Source organism: Nocardia sp. NPDC050713 (genome assembly GCF_040654315.1).
Taxonomy (GTDB): domain Bacteria; phylum Actinomycetota; class Actinomycetes; order Mycobacteriales; family Mycobacteriaceae; genus Nocardia.
In genome coordinates this window covers 14,403-31,515 of record NZ_JBFAHS010000002.1, presented here as the reverse complement: position 1 = coordinate 31,515, position 17,113 = coordinate 14,403, and the positions used below count along the sequence as shown (strand labels likewise).

General features: G+C 68.4%; 17 protein-coding genes. 12 read left to right on the top strand and 5 right to left on the bottom strand.

What is annotated here, in order from left to right; all coding sequences use genetic code 11:
* Positions 1 to 103: 103 nt before the first annotated feature.
* The 3 genes from AB0H49_RS03505 to AB0H49_RS03495 all read left to right on the top strand — a co-directional run bounded on the left by AB0H49_RS03505 (position 104) and on the right by AB0H49_RS03495 (position 2,482).
* Positions 104 to 280: a hypothetical protein gene (locus AB0H49_RS03505; RefSeq protein ID WP_355003589.1), complete on the top strand. Its 177-nt coding sequence runs from the start codon at positions 104 to 106 to the stop codon at positions 278 to 280.
* Positions 281 to 697: 417 nt separating this feature from the next.
* Positions 698 to 1,957 carry a helix-turn-helix domain-containing protein gene (locus AB0H49_RS03500; protein ID WP_355003590.1) on the top strand — a complete coding sequence of 420 codons (1,260 nt, stop codon included), beginning with the start codon at positions 698 to 700 and terminating at the stop codon, positions 1,955 to 1,957.
* Between the two features lie 90 nt (positions 1,958 to 2,047).
* Positions 2,048 to 2,482, top strand: a complete 435-nt coding sequence (locus AB0H49_RS03495) for a CBS domain-containing protein (protein WP_355003591.1) — start codon at positions 2,048 to 2,050, stop codon at positions 2,480 to 2,482.
* Between the two features lie 21 nt (positions 2,483 to 2,503).
* Here the strand turns inward: AB0H49_RS03495 and AB0H49_RS03490 are convergent, their stop codons facing one another.
* Entirely contained in the window at positions 2,504 to 2,935 is a 432-nt protein-coding gene (locus AB0H49_RS03490; protein WP_355003592.1) for a pyridoxamine 5'-phosphate oxidase family protein, read from the bottom strand.
* A 113-nt stretch (positions 2,936 to 3,048) separates the two neighbouring features.
* Between AB0H49_RS03490 and AB0H49_RS03485 the strand changes: the two genes are divergently transcribed.
* From AB0H49_RS03485 to AB0H49_RS03460, 6 genes are all read left to right on the top strand, one after another.
* Positions 3,049 to 4,380 carry an aminotransferase class V-fold PLP-dependent enzyme gene (locus AB0H49_RS03485; protein ID WP_357246691.1) on the top strand — a complete coding sequence of 444 codons (1,332 nt, stop codon included), beginning with the start codon at positions 3,049 to 3,051 and terminating at the stop codon, positions 4,378 to 4,380.
* Positions 4,377 to 5,663 (top strand): heavy-metal-associated domain-containing protein, encoded by a 1,287-nt coding sequence (locus tag AB0H49_RS03480; RefSeq protein WP_357246688.1) that lies wholly within the window; start codon positions 4,377 to 4,379, stop codon positions 5,661 to 5,663. Before AB0H49_RS03485 ends, AB0H49_RS03480 begins: the two co-directional genes overlap by 4 nt.
* On the top strand, positions 5,660 to 7,225 hold the full coding sequence (locus AB0H49_RS03475; protein WP_357246685.1) for an alanine racemase: 1,566 nt from the start codon (positions 5,660 to 5,662) through the stop codon (positions 7,223 to 7,225). The genes AB0H49_RS03480 and AB0H49_RS03475 overlap by 4 nt, the downstream gene beginning before the upstream one ends.
* Complete coding sequence (locus AB0H49_RS03470; protein ID WP_357246682.1) at positions 7,225 to 8,553, top strand: pyridoxal-phosphate dependent enzyme; 1,329 nt, start codon at positions 7,225 to 7,227, stop codon at positions 8,551 to 8,553. The genes AB0H49_RS03475 and AB0H49_RS03470 overlap by 1 nt, the downstream gene beginning before the upstream one ends.
* 34 nt (positions 8,554 to 8,587) lie before the next feature.
* Entirely contained in the window at positions 8,588 to 9,214 is a 627-nt protein-coding gene (locus AB0H49_RS03465; RefSeq protein ID WP_355003597.1) for a TetR/AcrR family transcriptional regulator, read from the top strand.
* Positions 9,215 to 9,338: 124 nt separating this feature from the next.
* Complete coding sequence (locus tag AB0H49_RS03460) at positions 9,339 to 11,069, top strand: acyl-CoA dehydrogenase family protein (RefSeq protein WP_357246679.1); 1,731 nt, start codon at positions 9,339 to 9,341, stop codon at positions 11,067 to 11,069.
* Between the two features lie 4 nt (positions 11,070 to 11,073).
* Here the strand turns inward: AB0H49_RS03460 and AB0H49_RS03455 are convergent, their stop codons facing one another.
* A complete protein-coding gene (locus AB0H49_RS03455) occupies positions 11,074 to 12,219 on the bottom strand; it encodes a hemerythrin domain-containing protein (protein WP_357246676.1) in 1,146 nt (381 codons plus the stop codon).
* A gap of 5 nt (positions 12,220 to 12,224) precedes the next feature.
* On the bottom strand, positions 12,225 to 12,851 hold the full coding sequence (locus tag AB0H49_RS03450; protein ID WP_355003600.1) for a helix-turn-helix domain-containing protein: 627 nt from the start codon (positions 12,849 to 12,851) through the stop codon (positions 12,225 to 12,227).
* Between the two features lie 200 nt (positions 12,852 to 13,051).
* On the opposite strand from AB0H49_RS03450, the gene AB0H49_RS03445 reads away from it, so the two are divergent.
* The 3 genes from AB0H49_RS03445 (at position 13,052) to ligD (ending at position 15,686) form a co-directional block, all read left to right on the top strand.
* Positions 13,052 to 13,447, top strand: a complete 396-nt coding sequence (locus AB0H49_RS03445) for a cold shock domain-containing protein (protein ID WP_253811062.1) — start codon at positions 13,052 to 13,054, stop codon at positions 13,445 to 13,447.
* A gap of 158 nt (positions 13,448 to 13,605) precedes the next feature.
* The gene (locus tag AB0H49_RS03440) at positions 13,606 to 14,688 is read left to right on the top strand and encodes an ATP-dependent DNA ligase (RefSeq protein WP_357246672.1); all 1,083 of its coding nucleotides are present in this window, start codon (positions 13,606 to 13,608) and stop codon (positions 14,686 to 14,688) included.
* On the top strand, positions 14,685 to 15,686 hold the full coding sequence (gene ligD / locus AB0H49_RS03435; RefSeq protein WP_357246669.1) for a non-homologous end-joining DNA ligase: 1,002 nt from the start codon (positions 14,685 to 14,687) through the stop codon (positions 15,684 to 15,686). The genes AB0H49_RS03440 and ligD overlap by 4 nt, the downstream gene beginning before the upstream one ends.
* Before the next feature lie 5 nt (positions 15,687 to 15,691).
* Here ligD and AB0H49_RS03430 read toward each other — a convergent pair whose 3' ends face one another.
* Complete coding sequence (locus AB0H49_RS03430) at positions 15,692 to 16,378, bottom strand: hypothetical protein (protein ID WP_357246666.1); 687 nt, start codon at positions 16,376 to 16,378, stop codon at positions 15,692 to 15,694.
* Positions 16,379 to 16,821: 443 nt separating this feature from the next.
* On the bottom strand, positions 16,822 to 17,007 hold the full coding sequence (locus AB0H49_RS03425) for a hypothetical protein (protein WP_357246662.1): 186 nt from the start codon (positions 17,005 to 17,007) through the stop codon (positions 16,822 to 16,824).
* Positions 17,008 to 17,113: the final 106 nt, after the last annotated feature.

The window sequence follows — 17,113 nt, the reverse complement described above, 5'->3', positions numbered from 1 at the left end:
TATCGAACACGCACCTACACTCGGCCCGAAAACAGAGGAGATTCACCGAGCCCGTGCCAGCGTTGCCACGAGGACTCCTCGCTACCGCCCGAAGGTCTTTCCCATGGATCAGTCGCTACATCGTTCCCGCCGACTCGGCGTCGCCGATATCGCCGCCGTCTACGGCACCGAGGCAGTGCACCGTCGCATCGCCCAGCTGCGTGCCTGCGGACAGCACTATGCGGCGGTGGCGATAGAACGCGAAATCCACAGCGCCGCAATGGAAGACGGAGGGGGATAGAGCCCGGCTCGGGAGCGAGCCATCCCCGGCGCCGACGACTCGGCCGCCGCACGGGAGCCTGTCGGCGCCGCGCACCAGCGAGGCGTCGACCGGACATCCCCGCGGGAGAGCCAGAGAACCGAAACGCGCCCGCTTCATAGGTCCGCCGCGCTCGGCGGCAGGGCGCGGCGACTCCGAGGGCTCACACATCGGCGCGATCGACTGCGGCCGTCTGATACGCCGACGCCGATGCAACCGATCCGAGCGCCGATTCGCCGGTCACCGCGATTTCGAAGCTTGCATTCGGAACTATGCACAACGGTGGTGCGATGCAACGTATCTCACCGAACCCTCCCCCTGCCCATAACCGTTTCGTATAGTGATGCAACGATTCGGGCGCAGTTCTATTTCGTCCGATGTGGCACTGGAGCACTACGTATGACCTTCACCGCGCTGGATCTGTCCGCCGACACGTCCGCAACGGCGCTCGAAATAGGCGGACAGCCGGCATCGGTGCCCCTGCAGAACACCGACGGGGTCGCCTCGCGCATGGTGGGGTACTTCGCGACCTGCGTCGCGCCGTGCCGCACGCTGCCCGGGGAGCAGATGCGCGGCGACGTCACCAAGGTGACGCGCTTCTGCCTCGCGCTGGCGGCCGAGATGTTCGATCGCCGGACGGTGCCCGACGACGCCCAGCTCGGCGAGGTCAGGGAGGTCGCGGCGCAGTGGGCGCGCGAGGCCGTCCCGCTCGGCACCATCCTGCGCGCCTACCACGAGGGCCTGCGCATCGCCTTCGGTTTGGTCACCGAGGGCGCCAAGGCCGACGACGTGGACGAGCTGATCGTCGCGACCGATCTGATGCTGGAACTGCTCGAGGTCATCACGGCCGCGGTCTCCGACGCCTACGTCGACGAGCAGCACCTGGTCGCCCGCGAGCACCAGACCGCGGCGCAGACGCTGGCCTCCGCCCTGCTCAGCGGTCGCGGCAGTTCCGCGCTCGCGAGGCAGGCGGGCATCCCGATCGCGGAGGCGTACCAAGTGGTGGCGCTCTCGGTGCCGGAGCATCCGGACGAGCGCGACCCGCGAGTCGACGCGCAGGTCGCCGCCCGCCGCAAGCTACGCCGACTACAGTCCGCGCTGGCAACGGTCTTCCGCTCGCGCGCGCTCGCCCTGCTCTCCACCAAGGGCGGCACGCTGCTCATTCCGCTCGGCGAGGACACCCCCGCGCTCACCGCGGAATTGCTCGACACCCTCTCCGCGGGCGCCGAGGTGCCGCTCACCGCCACCGTCGTCGTCGGCGACACCGATCGGATCCCGGATTCCGCCGAGCAGGCCCACGAACTGCTGAACCTGGTCCGCGTCGGCGGCCGCGCCGCCGGGCTGTATCAGATGTCCGACCTGGCCGTGGAATACCAGCTCACCCGCGGCGGGCCCGCCGCCCGGCGGATCGCGACCATCCTCGACCCGCTCGACGCGCACCCCGAACTGTTCGACACCATGCGTGCGTACCTGGGCAACGACATGAACCGCCAGCTCACTGCGCGCCAGCTGTACGTCCATCCCAACACCGTCGACTACCGGCTGCGCCGCATCGCACAGCTGACCACCATCGACCTCGCCACCTCGGCGGGCATCTCACAGGCGGCCATCGCCCTGCTGGCCAGGGACCTCGACCGCAGCGTGGCGCGGCGTTTGTAGATATCGCCCGCGCAACGATGCGGATTCGTGCTGGTCACCCGCTGCCGAACTTGCGAGACTGGAACCCCGTGAGTCTGGATGGTGAAAAGTATGCGAATCGCGGAGATCTTGCGCAGGAAAGGTAGCGACGTCGCCACGGTTCCGCCCGACACGACGGTGCGGAGCCTGCTGGCCGCTTTGGCCGAGCACAACATCGGCGCGGTGGTCGTGTCCCCCGACGGCATGCGGATCGCGGGCATCGTCTCCGAGCGCGATGTGGTGCGCCGCCTGCACGAACTCGGCGCGGACCTGCTGGACACGCCCGTCGCGGACATCATGACCGTCGAGGTCCGCACCTGCGCGCCCGACGACCACGTCGACAGTTTGCGCCGAATCATGACGGACCACCGGATCCGGCATCTGCCTGTGGTCGTGGACGACCGACTGATCGGCATCGTCAGCATCGGCGACGTGGTCAAGAGCGCGATCTCCGAACTCGCGACCGAACGCCAGCACCTGGTCGACTATCTCCAGGGCCGGTACTGAACTCGCGCGCCCAGGCCCTGTCTAGAGCGCGGACAGGTCGCCCAGGTCGGCGGACAGCCACCGCTCGGGTCGCATGTACACCGCGACCTGCTCGCCGTACGCCTCGGCGGCCTTCAGGTAGGCGTCGACCTTGTCCGGCGGCAGGTAACGGGCGACCATCTCGCGGTGCAGTTCGTCGGTCATCGGCGTGATCCGGGTGACCGGCCCCTCCACGCTGACGTAACGCACCGTGGGCTCGAGCCGCTGCACCATCAGGCTGAAGCGGCCCGCCTGCCTGATATGCCGCATCTTCGCCGACTCCGGGCCGGTCAGCACCCACACCTCGGCGCCGGGTGCGTACTGATACCAGATCGGCACGTTCAGCGGGCCGCGATCCTGGCCCGCCGCGACGGCCAACGCCGCGATGTGCGGCTCTGCGAGAAATCGCTGACGCTCGTCCTGGCTCAATGGCATGCGGTCCAGGCTAGCGCGTGAAAGACGTTGTCCACCTGAATTCTTCGATCACCTCGGGAAAAGTGCGTATCGTTGGTGGGTGTCCAGGGCATCGGCGTGAAGGGAGCGTCACGTTGCGGTCACCCGCGCCAGGCTCGCACTTCACCCGCTCCCCGACCGTGCGCCACTCCCCCGGTCACCGGTTCCCCGCTTCGCCACCACCCCGCACCGATACTGTCCGTGCCGACGCCGTGCGCGCGCTGTTTCCGGCGCTGGCGGAATCGCCCGAGGTCTATCTGGACAGCGCGGCGACCACGCAGAAGCCGCTGCCGGTCATCGAGACGATCCACCGCTACCACTCCTCCCGCACCGCCAACGCCGGGCGCGGTACCTACGCTTGGTCGACCGAGCTGACCGCGCGGGTGGCGGACGTGCGCGCCCGCGCCGCGGTGTTCCTCGGCGCCGAACATCCCGACGAGGTGGTCTTCACCGCGGGCGCCACCGCGGCGCTCAACGCGGTCGCGCTGTCGTGGGGACTGGCCGAGCTCGCCGACGGCGACGAAATCCTCTACAACCCGCGCGATCACGCCTCCGCCGTGCATCCCTGGCACCACCTACGCCAGTTGCTCACCCGGTTCGGCCGCCACATCGAGCTGGTCCCCTACCGGACCACCGAACTCGGCGAGGCCGACACCGCCGACATCCTCGGAAAGCTGACCCCGCGCACCAGGCTGATCGTCACCAGCCACCTGCACCACGTCTACGGCGCGGTGACCACGCTGGAAGAACTGCGCGGACGGATTGATCCGTCGGTACTGCTGTGCTTCGACTGCAGCCAGAGCGGCGGGCACCTGCCGGTCGACGTCACCGAGCTCGGCGCCGATTTCGCGGTATTCGCCGCGCACAAGATGTTCGGTGCGCCCGGAGTCGGGCTCCTCTACTGCCACCGGCGGATTCACGATCGGCTGCTGCCCTTCCTGCCCGGCGGGAATTCGGGGGTGCGGCTCACCGAGTCGGGGCTGGTCGGCACGGCGATGCCCGACCTGCTCGAGGGCGGCACCCACAACATCCCCGGCATCCTGGCACTGGGCAGCGCGCTGGACGTGCTCGAGTCCTTCGGCATCGAGGCCATCGCCGCGCACAACCGCGCGCTCTCCCTGCGGCTGATCGAGCGACTGCGCGCGGCGCCCGGGCTGGAGTTCCTGCCCGGGCCCGCCTACGCGCCGTGCGCGACGGGCTACGGCATCGTCTCGTTCCGCATCGCCGGAATCAGTGCCGCCGACCTGGGTTTCGTGCTCGGCGAGATGGGTTTCCTGGTGCGCACCGGACTGCACTGCACGCCCGCGGCGGGCCCCGGCGCCGACGACCTGGACTCGGTGCGGGTCAGCACGCACATCTACAACACCCTCGACGAGATCGACCGGTTCACCGCCTGCGTCACGACGATTGCCGAGGAGGTCACGTGAACACCGACACCCCGCGCTACGACCGCAGGGCGGCGTCCCGGGTTCTCGCCGGGCTCGCCCAGCCAGGGCTGTTCGGCGACGTCCCGGTGCCGCCCGATCCGCGACGCGTCGAATTCGCCTGTGCCGCATTGCGTCCGGAAGCGAACAGCCATCTCACGTATTCGCAGCGGCTGTACATGGAGCGGTTCATGCGGCCCTGCCGCCCGAATCAGGTGACCACCGCCACCCACCGCATCGCGTGGACCGACAGCGACGGCATCCCCAACACCGGGCACTACCGCGCCGACGGCCTCGGCCCGCTCGTGCCGATCGCAATGCGCGAGACAGTCCTCGCGCTGTGGCACGCGCTGCGGGCCGATACCGCGCTGGTGCGCCGCGCCGAGGAACTCGGCAGCCGGGAGCGCGCCGTGCTGGTGGGCACCACCACCGATCACGAACCGCTCGAGATCTTCCGCGTCGGTATCGAGGCAACCGGCCGCGCGCTCGCCCAGCACGCGCTGCTCGCGCGGCAGACGCCCTACCGCGACGCGATCGAATTCGCCACGGGCATGCGGGATTCGGGCCTGTTCGCGGCAGTCGCGACGCGCTGGTTCTGGGAGTTGCAGGCCTCCACCTACCGGCGCGGGATGATCCCGGTGACCCTGGCCGCCCAGCCCGACGGCACCGTGCGCTACACCGCCGAATCGGTGGCCACGCTGCGCGCCATGAAGGACGCCACCATCGCCGACGCGCACACTGTCATGCGGCGCGCGACCACGGTCGAGGGCCTGAGCGTCGAAGACGCGATCGCCAAGTACCACGAGGATCTCGACGTCATTTCCCGTCAGTACGCGCTGCTGCCGCCCGGTACCCGGCCGGCCTGCCTCGCCGCGATGCCGCATCAGCTCGACGGCGCGCACTACAGCCTGCTGCCCATCGTGGTCGACCGGTTCGTCGCGGTGTTCACCGAGATCGTGGCGAGCTGCCGCCCGGTGGAGGTCGCCGCGGCGCTGGACGAACGCACCGCCGACGATCCGGTGACGGCCGAGGATCGCGCCTTCTACGTACCGGATATGACCTGCAAGCACTGTGTCCGCACGATCACCGGTGTGCTGGAGTCGATGGGGCTCGTGGTGGCAGAGGTGGACCTGATCAGCAAGCGGGTGGTCGCCGAGTTCCGCAGCCCGCGCAACCGGGCGCGCGCCTTCGAGGCGCTGCGCGACGGCGGGTACAACCCGGTCGCCGACAAGCCCGATCCGGCCGACGCCGAAATCAGTGCGCAGCCTTCGGAATCCGCGGTATGACGGCGCCGCTACCGGCGCTACCAGCGAAGGTCCATCCGCTGGTTCGTGCCTTTCTCGACGCCCGCGACGCGTTGGACGAGACGCTGATCCGATTCGGGTCTCCGGTGCACCTCGTCTTCCCCCAGGTCTTCGCGGACAACCTGGAACACTTGCGCGCCGTGCTGGACCGAGAGCTGCCCCGCTATCGAATCTGCTACGCGCACAAGGCCAATCAGTCCCGCGCCTTCGTCCGCACCGCCGAGGACGCCGGCATCGCCATCGACGTGGCCTCGCCGCAGGAGCTGGCCAGCGCGATCGGCGCCGGATTCGGGCCGATGCGCATCGAGGTGACCGGCCCGAAAGGTGAGGCGTTCCTGCGCGATCTGATCGACCGCGGCGCGACGATCAACGTGGACAATCTGTGGGAGCTGCGCCGGATCGCCGAACTGGCCGGTGATCGCGCCGAAGTGCCGGTGCTGCTTCGTGTCTCCGGCTTCCCCGGGTCGCCGCTGAGTCGCTTCGGGGTGCCCCTGAGCCATGTCGACAACGCCCTGGATCTGCTCAGCGCCCATCGCGGGCGAATCTCGTTCCTCGGCTTCGCCTTTCACCTCGACACCGGCGAGAACGCCGAACGGGTGCGTGCCGTCGACGCCTGCTTGGCGCTGGTAGAGCAAGCCTACGCGCACGGCTTGTCCCCCAGCGTGCTCGACCTCGGCGGCGGTCTGCGCCAAGTCTTCACCGCCGACGCCGACCGGTTCGACGGCTACGTCCGCGCGCTGCGCGAGTCGCTTCTCGGTCGCGGCGAGCCGATGAGCTGGGGGGACAACACCTTCGGCTACCACGTCGACGGCGGGGCGGTGCACGGCACGCCGGTGTTCCACAAGTACGCCAACACGATTCCGGCCACCAGGATGCTCGCCGACTTGCTGACCTCGCCCCTCGAACGGCACGGCGGACGCACGGTCGCCCAGGTCGCCGCGGACAATCTGCTCGATCTCTGGCTCGAGCCCGGCAAGGCCCTCGTCGACCACGCCGGGCTGACGCTGGCGCGGGTCGTGTTCGTCAAGGAACTCGGGGACGGCACGCTGCTGGTGAACGTCGACCTCAGCCGCGACGCGGTGACACCCGCCGATCAGGAGGTGATGGTCGATCCGATCGTGCTGCCCGGCTCCGCGCACGGCAGTGTCCCGCGCGAGTGGTCCGGCGACGGCGCGATCACCGCGCCGTGCTCGGCGGCCGACACCGCCCCCGCTCCGCGACCGGTGCGCGAAACCGAGCCGGTGGGAGTGTTCTTCGCCGGACGACTGTGCCTCGAGCGCGACCTGATCACCAACCACAAGGTCTGGCTGGCGAATCGTCCGAGGTCGGGGGATCTGGTCGTCTTCCCCAACACCGCCGCCTACCATATGGACCTCTCGGCGGCCTCGGCCTCGATGCAGCCACCGCCGCCGAAATTGGCCGTGGCCCACCGGGCGGGCGGTTTCCGAGTCTGCCGGGACGCCGACTACGAACCGCACGTCGCGGCGGACCCGCTGTCGGCGCGACGGCCCGCCCCGGTGTCGCGGGAAGCCGAGGCGCCCTGATGCGCTACGACCACATCACCGAGCTGATCGGGAACACGCCGCTGCTGCGCCTCGACCCCGCGGTCCACGGGCTCGAGCACGTCGAGCTGTACGCGAAACTGGAGTCCTACAACCCGTTCGGCTCGGTCAAGGACCGGGTCGCCTGGGGCATGATCCGGGACGACCTGGACGCGATCACCGCCGCGGGCCAGACCCTGATCGAGGCGTCCAGCGGCAACACCGCCAAGGCGCTGCGGGTGCTCGGGGGGCTCTCCGGCGTCGGGTTGCGCGCGGTGACCAATCGGATCAAGGTCACCGAGGTGCGCGATCTGCTGCGACTGCTCGGCACCGATATCGTCGAGCTGCCCGGGCTTTCCGAGTGTCCGGACCCGACCACGCCGAACGACGTGTATTCGGTGATCGAGTCGACCATGGCGAAAGAGCCCGGCGCGTACCATCATCCGTCGCAGTACACCAACGAGAAGAACGTCGAGGCGCACTGTCTGGGGACCGGGCGGGAGATCCACGAAGACCTCGCGGCCGACGGCATCGCCAGGGTGGACTATCTCGTCGGCGGGCTCGGCACCACCGGGTCCACTCGGGGCGCGGCGACCTATCTGCGCAAGCACAATCCCGAATTGCGCACGATCGCCGTGGTTTCCGAGCGCTCGGATTTCATCCCTGGCATTCGCTCGGAGACGGAGATGTGGGACGTCGGGCTGTTCCAGCCGGACTTCTACGACCGCATCGTCACCGTGACGTCCGGCGACGCCGTCGACGCGACGCTGCGGCTGGCCACCGGATACGGCGTGCTGGCCGGGCCGACGAGCGGCGCGGCCTACGCGGCGGCCCTGGAAGCCCTTGCCGGGCTGGACCTCTCGGCACGCGACGCGAGCGATCCGGTGGTCGCGGTGATCATCGTCTGCGATCGGCTCGAGCCCTACCTCTCCTACCTCAAGAAGCGCAGGCCGGACCTGTTCGACCGGCCGGACCGGCGCAGGGAACCGACGGCCGCCGAACTCGCGGCCACGCCACGGCTCTCGCCCGCCGAACTCGCGGAACTGGACCGCACCGGACGTCCCACCATCGTCGACACCCGGGGCGCGATGGCCTATCGCATCGGGCACGTCCCCGGCGCGGTGAACATCCGCGACGATCAGCTCGACGACATGCTGGGCCAAGGCGTCCCGTTCCCGCGCTCGCGGCCGGTGGTGTTCGTCTGTCCGGTCGGCGAGGTCTCGCTGCGCTTCGCCGCGCTCGCCCGGCACGCCGGATATGACGCGGCGAGCCTGGAGGGCGGCATCGTGAGCTGGCGCGACGCCGGAATGGCGCTGGAAAGCGGGGCCTGAACGGCCGATGTCCGGTAGGCATTACTGTGAATCGGTGCAGACAGGCCAGGAATCAGAGGACGCCGGTCCCCGCATCTGGGGTGGGACGACGCTCACCGAGCGCAGGGAGGCGCGGCGCGCCGCGCTGCTCGAGGCCGCGCTGGATCTGATCGGCGAGGCGGGAGCCGCGGGCGTCACGATGCGCGCGGTGTGCCGCCGCGCCAACCTCACCGACCGCTATTTCTACGAGAGTTTCAGCAGCCGCGACGAACTGCTCGATGTGCTGTACCGGCAGATCGCCGAGGAGTTCCTGGAGCCGATGACCGCGTTCGCCTCGGCCGACGACCCGTCCAGGGATCGGGCGCTGTCGGAAGTCCTCGTGGACAAGGTGCTGGAGGATCCGCGCAAGTCGCGACTGTTCCTCGTCGAGCCGTATTCGAGCACCGGCCTCGGCCAGACCACCATCGCCGTGATGCCCGCCTTCACCCGTCTGATCCAGGACCACCTGTTCGTCCACATCGCGGACCCGGTCCGGCGCAGGCTGGCCGCGGTGAGCATGGCCAGCGGCAATGCCGGAATGTTCTCCGCGTGGCTGAACGGTTCGCTGCGCGCGACCCGCGAACAGATCGTGGACCACTGCGTCGCCACCCTCACGGCCTATCGCTCGATCTACCGCTCCTGACCCGAGAGATCCCACGGCCCGCCGCCTCGCCCGAGGCGGCGGGCCGTTGTCGTTGCCGGGAAAACCGCGACAGACAATTGACGGCAGGTGCCATCACTTCTAAATTGATGGCACACGCCCTCAGATGAAAGGCAACGCGGCCATGCCCCTGTTCAATCCGAAGACCGACACCTTCGCGGAATTCGACCCGACGACCCGGCGGCTGCTGGCTTCGCTCGTCGACTTCTTCGAGAGCAAGGGCAAGCAGGCGCTCACCGCCGATGCGCACCGCGGCGAGTGGTACGACGACTGGATGGCGTACCTGGCCGACTCCCGGATCCTCGCCTACATGGCCACCCCCAAGGCGCACGCGGGCGGCGATCCGGACAAGCGCTGGGACACCGCGTTCATCTCGAAGTTCAACGAGATCACCGGGTTCTACGGCGCGCAGTACTGGTACGCGTGGGGCGTGTCGACCCTCGGCCTCGCCACCATCTGGCAGAGCGCCAACGGCAAGGCGCACGCGCGCGCCGCCGAGGAGCTGGACCGTGGCGGCATCGTCGCGTTCGGCCTGTCCGAGAAGGACCACGGCGCCGACATCTACTCCACCGACATGCTGCTCACCCCCGACGGCGCGGGCGGATTCATCGCGAACGGCAGCAAGTACTACATCGGCAACGGCAATGTCGCGCGACTGGTGCCGACCATCGGCCGCCGCACCGACGTCGAGGGCCCGGACGCCTACGTCTGGTTCCTCGCCGACAGCGGTCACCCCAGTTACACCCTGGTGAAAAACGTCATTCACGGCCAGAACTACGTCAGCGCCTACGATCTGGCGGACTACCCGGTCACCGCCGACGACGTGCTGCACACCGGCCGCAAGGCCTTCGACGTCGCACTGGCCGCGGTGAACTGCGGCAAGTTCAACATCGGCATGGTCACCCTCGGCATCGTGCAGCACTGCTTCTACGAGACCGTCGATCAGGCGGCGAACAAGATCCTGTTCGGGCATCCGGTCACCGACTTCGGCCAGGTGCGACAGATCCTGTCCGACAACTACATTCGTATCACCGCCATGAAGCTCTACCACGAGCGAGCCATCGACTACATGCGCGAATCGTCCCCGGCGGACCGGCGTTTCGTCATGTTCAACTCGATCGGCAAGATGAAGGTGACGCGCGAGGGCGAGCGCGCCTTCCGCGAGCTCTCGGATGTCATCTCCGCCAAGGGTTTCGAGAAGGACACCTACTTCGCGATGGCGCGCGGCCTGATCGACTCCATGCCGCGGCTGGAGGGCACCGCGCACGTGAACATGGCGCTCACCCTGAAATTCATGCCGAGCTTCCTCTACAACGCCGCCGACCTGCCGCCGGTGCCGGTGCGCCGGGACGCGGGCGACGACGAGGCGCTGTTCCGCCAGCCCGGCGCCGCGGGTCTGGGCAAGGTGCGCTTCGCCGACTGGCGGCCCGCGTTCGCCGACTACCGTCACCTGCCGAACGTCGCGCTGTTCCTGGAGCAGGCGGAGCGGTTCGTCCAATTCCCGGTGCAGGCGCCCGCCACCGACGAACAGCTGACCGATCTGGACTACCAGCTGGCCGTCGGCGAGTTGTTCACGCTGCTGCCCTACGGCCAGCTGATCCTGGAGCAGGCGAAGATCGCGGGCACGCCCGACGATCATGTGGACGCCATCTTCGAATTGTTCGTCCGCGACTTCTCGGCCTACGCGCTCGGGGTGTTCGGCAAGGCGTCTTCCACTGCCGCGCAACAGGAATGGGCGCTCAGCGTGCTGCGCAAGCCGATCTCAGACGCCGCGCGGGCCGATCGCGTCTACGCGGAGGTGCTCGGTCATGCGGGCGCGTACCGGATGAACCCGTAGTGTTTCAGGACGATTCGCGCTCGACCAGCTGGGCGAGCCGATCGAGATCGCCGTGCAGCGCGCGGGAACGATCGCGGTGCGCGGGAAGGAATCGGTAGATCACCCAGTCGAGCCAGACCGGAAGGGCCAGCACCCGGAAGGTCTGCTCGATGCGGGTCCCGTCGGGTGTGGGCCGCAGCCGGAAGCGCCATTCGGAGTTGTCGCCGAAGACGCCGCCGTCGGTCACCCAGACCAGTTCTCGTGGTTTGTCGACGACCGTACAAGTGCAGACGCGCCGCCAGCGCCAGATGCCCGATTTGTTGCTGCCGCGGAAGCGGGCGCCGACCTCCGCGCGGGTGCTGTCGCCGAGCCAGTGGGCCTCGCGGCATTCGTGGCTCCACTCGCCGACGCGGGTGACATCGGCGAGCACCGCCCACACCGCCTCCGGCGGCTCAGAGCAGAACACCTCGTCGCTGCCGCCCAGCGGGACGTGCAGCGGGGAGAATTCCGCGGTGTGCCAGCGCCGGAACGCGGCCTTGCGGTATCGCTTGATCAAGACGTGCAGCATCAGCCAACGCGGGACGGCGGGGACCATCTCGCCGATCGCGGCGGCATCTGCGGGCGAGGCGTCGTCCACGAGGAACAACCCCTCGTCGAAAAGCTCGATCGGGCCGAGGGGTTTGATGTTGTACACGTCGGCCCAACGCCGCCACTCCCGTTCGGTGACGACGGCGGAGACCACCGGCATCATTTCGTGCTCTTCGCGTTCCAAGTGCGGATACAGCACGGTCTCCAGATGATCGAGCGCCGCGAGCACATCGGCGCGGGTCTCGGCGCTCACCCGATAGACCGCCGCCGCGCGGATCAGCCGGTCGATGGCGATTTCGATGGCGCGGTGGTCGGCGTGCATCCGGTCGAGCAGGTGCGCCGCGGCCGGGTCGCGCTCGCGGACCAGCGGATAGAGGTACTCGTCTTCGGACTCGTGGTGATGGTGCAAGAAGCGCATGATCCAGAGCAGATGTTCCGCGATCGCGACGCGCTGCTCGTCGAACGGATAGGGCCAAGCGCTCAACGCGTTCCTGGCTCTGCGCAGATCACGGCGCATCGCCGAATGCACGATTCCTATCACGCGGGTGTCGGCGGGCCGTTCCAGGTCTGCGGAGGAAGTCATGTCGATTACTCCTCGGCGAGGTCGAGCAGCCGAATCACGGTGTCGGCCGCCCAGTTTCGATACTTGTCCGGCGTCCACGCCGATTCCTCGGTGAGCGCGAGGTAGACCTCGCCACCGAGAACAGCGCGCAGCGAGTCGGCTTCGGCGTCGGTGACGGGTCGACCCGTCACCGCCTCGAGCCCCGCCCGCATCGACGTCCAGCGATTCGCGCGGTCGCGGGCCGCGAGGACGGCCAGTTCCGCATCGGCGGCCGCGGCTTGCGCCAGCACCCGGTGCAACGCCGCCGATCTCCGGTTCACGGTCTCGAGCAGGCCCGCCAGCTTGGCGGCGCGCTCGCGGACGACGCCCGCCGCGATGGCGTGGAATTCCGGCCGCTCGAGCAGGGGCACCGGCTCGTCGTCCCCGACCACGGCCACGTCGAGCACCATTTTGAGGATCTCGCGTTTGTTGCCGACGCTGCTGTACACCGTCTCCACCGCGCAGCCCGCGCGGCCCGCGATGTCGCGCATCGAGGTGCCCGCCCACCCGCGGGCGACGAACAGCTCGGCGGCAGCGGCCAGCACCGCCGCCCTCGTCTCGTCGGCCTTCGCCTGGCGCAGGGTGGAACGGTATCGCCGAGTGCTCGTGGCCATACTCCATTGTCGAACAGGCCTGTATTCAACACAAGACTGTTCCAGCGAATTCTCGATCGAGAATGCCCGCGGCGCTTCCTTTCCCGGCGGAAAAGAGATCGCGATACGCACGGGGTGAACTCTCCACAAAAGGCGCTTTCGAACGACGAAGCGGATAATGCGAGCTAAAGTGGCCGGGTAGCGACGGCGGCGAGGAGCGGGTGTTGGTGTCCATCGGGAAATTGGTGTCGTTCGACAGCTCTCGGGGGTTCGGGTTCATTCGACCGGAAGACGGTGGACCGGATGTGTTCGTGCACGTGAACGACATCGGACTGGACGAGGACGAACTGCGCCAGGGGCGGGTCTTCGAATTCGACGTCACCGAGGGCGACCGGGGCCCCAAGGCGATCAATCTCAGCGCGGTCGGCGGTGCGGCCGCCGCGCCGTCCCGCCACAAGAAGGACCGGTCGTCGACCGGCCAGCTCACCGCCGCCGAGCACAAGCGCCTGATCACCGAACTGCTGCTCGACGCGAGCCCCGCGCTCACCGCGGGCGAGATACTCACCATCCGCGACCGCCTCACCGCCTTCGCCGATCAACACGGCTGGTTGGATTAGGCGGGTTTACCGTTGGGATCGGGACGGTCTCTCATTGCCGGGCTGATTCAACGTCGCTGCGCAACCTGTCCCACGACCGGGACGACTCGGTCAGCACCGATGAATTCGCGTCGGCCACGACGTCGGCATGGGTGAGGACCAGACCCGAGGAGGAACGTGTGGACCTACCGGTGATGCCACCCGTCCGGCCGATGCTCGCCAAGACCGCGCCGTCGGTGCCGCGCGAGCCGGGCCTGAGCTTCGAACCCAAATGGGACGGATTCCGGTGCGTGGTGTTCCGCGACGGCGACGACGTCGAACTCGGTTCCCGCAACGACCGCCCGCTCACCCGGTATTTTCCCGAGGTCGCGGAACTGCTGAAACAGGCGCTGCCCGACAAATGCGTCGTGGACGGCGAGATCGTGGTGGTCACCGAGCACGGCCTGGATTTCGACACCCTGCAGAATCGGCTGCATCCGGCCGCGTCGCGAGTGAACAAGCTCGCGGTGGAGACACCCGCGAGTTTCGTCGCCTTCGATCTGCTCGCGCTCGGCGACAAGGACCTCACCGACGAACCGTTCGCCGAGCGCAGGCGAATGCTGGAGACGATTCTGGACACCGCGCTGGCTCGCGTCCACCTGACGCCGCTGACCCGCGACCCGGACGTGGCCGAGGACTGGTTCACCCGGTTCGAGGGCGCGGGTTTCGACGGGGTCATGGTCAAGGCCGATGCTCAGCCGTACCAGCAGGACAAGCGGGTGATGCTGAAGGTCAAGCACGAGCGGACGGCCGACTGCGTGGTGGCGGGGTTCCGCTGGCACAAGGACGGTCGGGGCGTCGGCTCGCTGCTGCTCGGATTGTTCGACGACGAGGGTCGGCTGCATCACGTCGGGGTGGCGAGCAGTTTCACCGCGGCCAAGCGCGAGTCGCTCGTCGAGGAGCTGAAACCGTTGCGGGAGAACGCTTTGGCGAACCATCCGTGGCGGGACTGGGCCGACGCCGCCGCGCAGGCGAAGGCGGAGGGCAAGATGCCGGGGGGCGTGAGCCGCTGGACCGGCGGCAAGGACCTGTCCTGGGAGGCGCTGCGGCCCGAGCTGGTGGCCGAGGTTCGCTACGAGCACGTGCAGTCCGGTCGGCTGCGCCACGGCGGCAGGCTGGTGCGCTTCCGGTCCGATCGCACGCCGGAATCGTGTACCTACGCCCAGCTGGACGAGGTAGCGCCCGCCGAGCTGAGCGCCATCTTCACCGAGGCGTCGCGATGACGGCGTCGGTGGACATCGAGGTCGACGGTAGAACCGTCACCATCAGCAATCCCGACAAGGTGTACTTCACCAAGCGCGGCGAGACCAAGCTCGATCTGGTGCATTACTACCAGGCGGTGGCCGAGCCGTTCCTCGGTGTGGTGCGCGACCGGCCGCTGCTGCTGGAGCGGTATCCCGATGGGGCGTCGGGCAAGTCGTGGTTCCAGAAGCGGGTGCCCAAGTCGGCGCCCGACTGGCTGCACACCGTGGAGGTGTCGACGCCGAACGGCACCACCAGCGACGCGCTCGTCGCACACGACCTCGCGCACATTCTGTGGGCGGTGAACCAGGGGTGCCTCGGTTTCCACGTCTGGCCCAACCATGTCGCCGATCTGCGCATCACCGACGAATTGCGGATCGATCTCGACCCCTCCCCCGGCATCGGTTTCGACGATCTCAGGCACGCCGCCGTGCTCACCAGGGACCTGTTCGCCGAACTCGGCATCGAATGCCGGGTCAAGACCTCCGGCTCGCGCGGACTGCACATCTACGTCGCGCTGCAGGAGAAATGGGACGGCTACCAGGTGCGCGCGGCCGCAGTCGCGCTGGCCAGGGAGCTCGAGCGCAGACACCCGGACCTGATCACCGCGCAATGGTGGAAAGAGGAACGCGGCCAACGGGTATTCATCGACTTCAACCAGAACGCCCCCCACAAAACGGTATTCGGCGCGTGGTGCGTGCGCCCGAAGGTCGGCGCCCAGGTCTCGACCCCGATCTCCTGGGACGACCTGGGCACCGTCGCCCCCGACGAACTCACCATCGCGACCGTCCCCGCCCGCCTCGCCGAACACGGCGACCCCTGGTCCGACCGCCAACCGCAATCCATCGCCCCCCTCCTCGAAATGTCCGACCGCGACATGGCCGCCGGCCTCATGGACGCCCCCTGGCCCCCGCAATACCCGAAAATGCCCAACGAGCCACCCCGGGTCCAACCCAGCCGCGCGAAGAAAGCGGAGTAGGAGACCTATTCCGTCCAGAGGACCCAAGCGGAAGTGCGGGATTGGGTTTCGCAGACGAGGGCGTGGTTGTCGGAGGTGCGGCCGGTTTTGGCGACGGAGGAGTCGCATTTGGTGCCCGCCTCGTAGATGCCGGTGCCGACGTTGTACGGGCCGGACCACTGGTAGCCGTCGTCGGAAGCGGCGTTGGCGAGGCACAGCAGCGTTCCGCCGTCGGATGCGGCGCCGATCAGCCCGGCTTGGGTTTCGGTGCAGGCCTCACCCTTGCGCACCGTCGGCGGGGTGGCGGTCGGGGACGCGGTGGTCGGCGGCGGGGCCACCGGAGTCGGCGCCGAGGTGGTGGCGACCGTCGTGACCTGGGCGGTCGTGGACGCGGTCGCCTGGTTGGCGCGGGAAACGGTGTCGGGCAACATGTTCCCGGACAGTACGAAGAACCCCGCCACCGCCGCGACCTCGGCCGCGCCGAGCAGCAGCGCGAAGCAAGCCATCACCCGTCCGCGCGGATGACTGAAAGCGATGAACCCGAAGACGATCGCGACGGGAAACAACGCGAGCAACGCGGCCACCAGCGCGACGATCGCATAGGGATTGACGATCGGCCGCGGCTCGAAGGGGAACGGATCCTCCGGTTCCCGCTCGTCCGGCCAAGCCTCGGGCCAGCGCTCGCGCTCCTGCCACTGTTGCGTGCGTGCCATCCAGGTCCCTCTCGCATTCACTCATCGCGCGGAAACCCGGGCTGTCCGGTCCCGCCCGATACGCAGACAGAATACGGACGAATTGCCGCAATAAGACCGAATTGTCCGATCGATAACGAAATAGGGAACTCGGCACAACGCTCGGCCCCCGGAACATGAGGTTCGTGCCGAGCTTGCGGTGACATCGCTGGCTATGCGCTGGCGCACGCGGGAGGGACCAATGCACGGAGCACCGGTTCACCGGGCCAGGACAATCGGTCCTGACGTGCGCAAGCGCGCGCGATCCGCTCGGCGATAACTACGAATTGACCGGAATAGTGCCAGGTGTCGCAACCGTGGCGAAAAGCGCTACGGCGCAACGCCGCCCCGCGCGCCGAAGCCGACCGCGTGAACGGCCGGCTCGGACGCCACGCCGCGCGGTACGCGCGGCGAGTGCGGCGTACTCAGATACAGAAGACGACACTGCCGAGAGGCAGGCAGAGGATCACGGAACCTCCGGCGGGCGTGACGGACGCGGAGACCGGAGCCGCTTCCGCGGGAGCCGGGGTCGCCGAGGCGGGCGCTGCGAGGAAGCACAGTGGCAGGGCCAGGGCGGTCGCGGCGGCGGTCTTGATCATTTTGCTGGACATTGTGTAATCCCTTGATTCGATCGAGTAATTCACAAAGGCCCGCGTCGGCCGCTCATGGGTTTTCAGCCAGTTGGGCGCTGGATTGGACAGCCCGGCTGCGCCGATG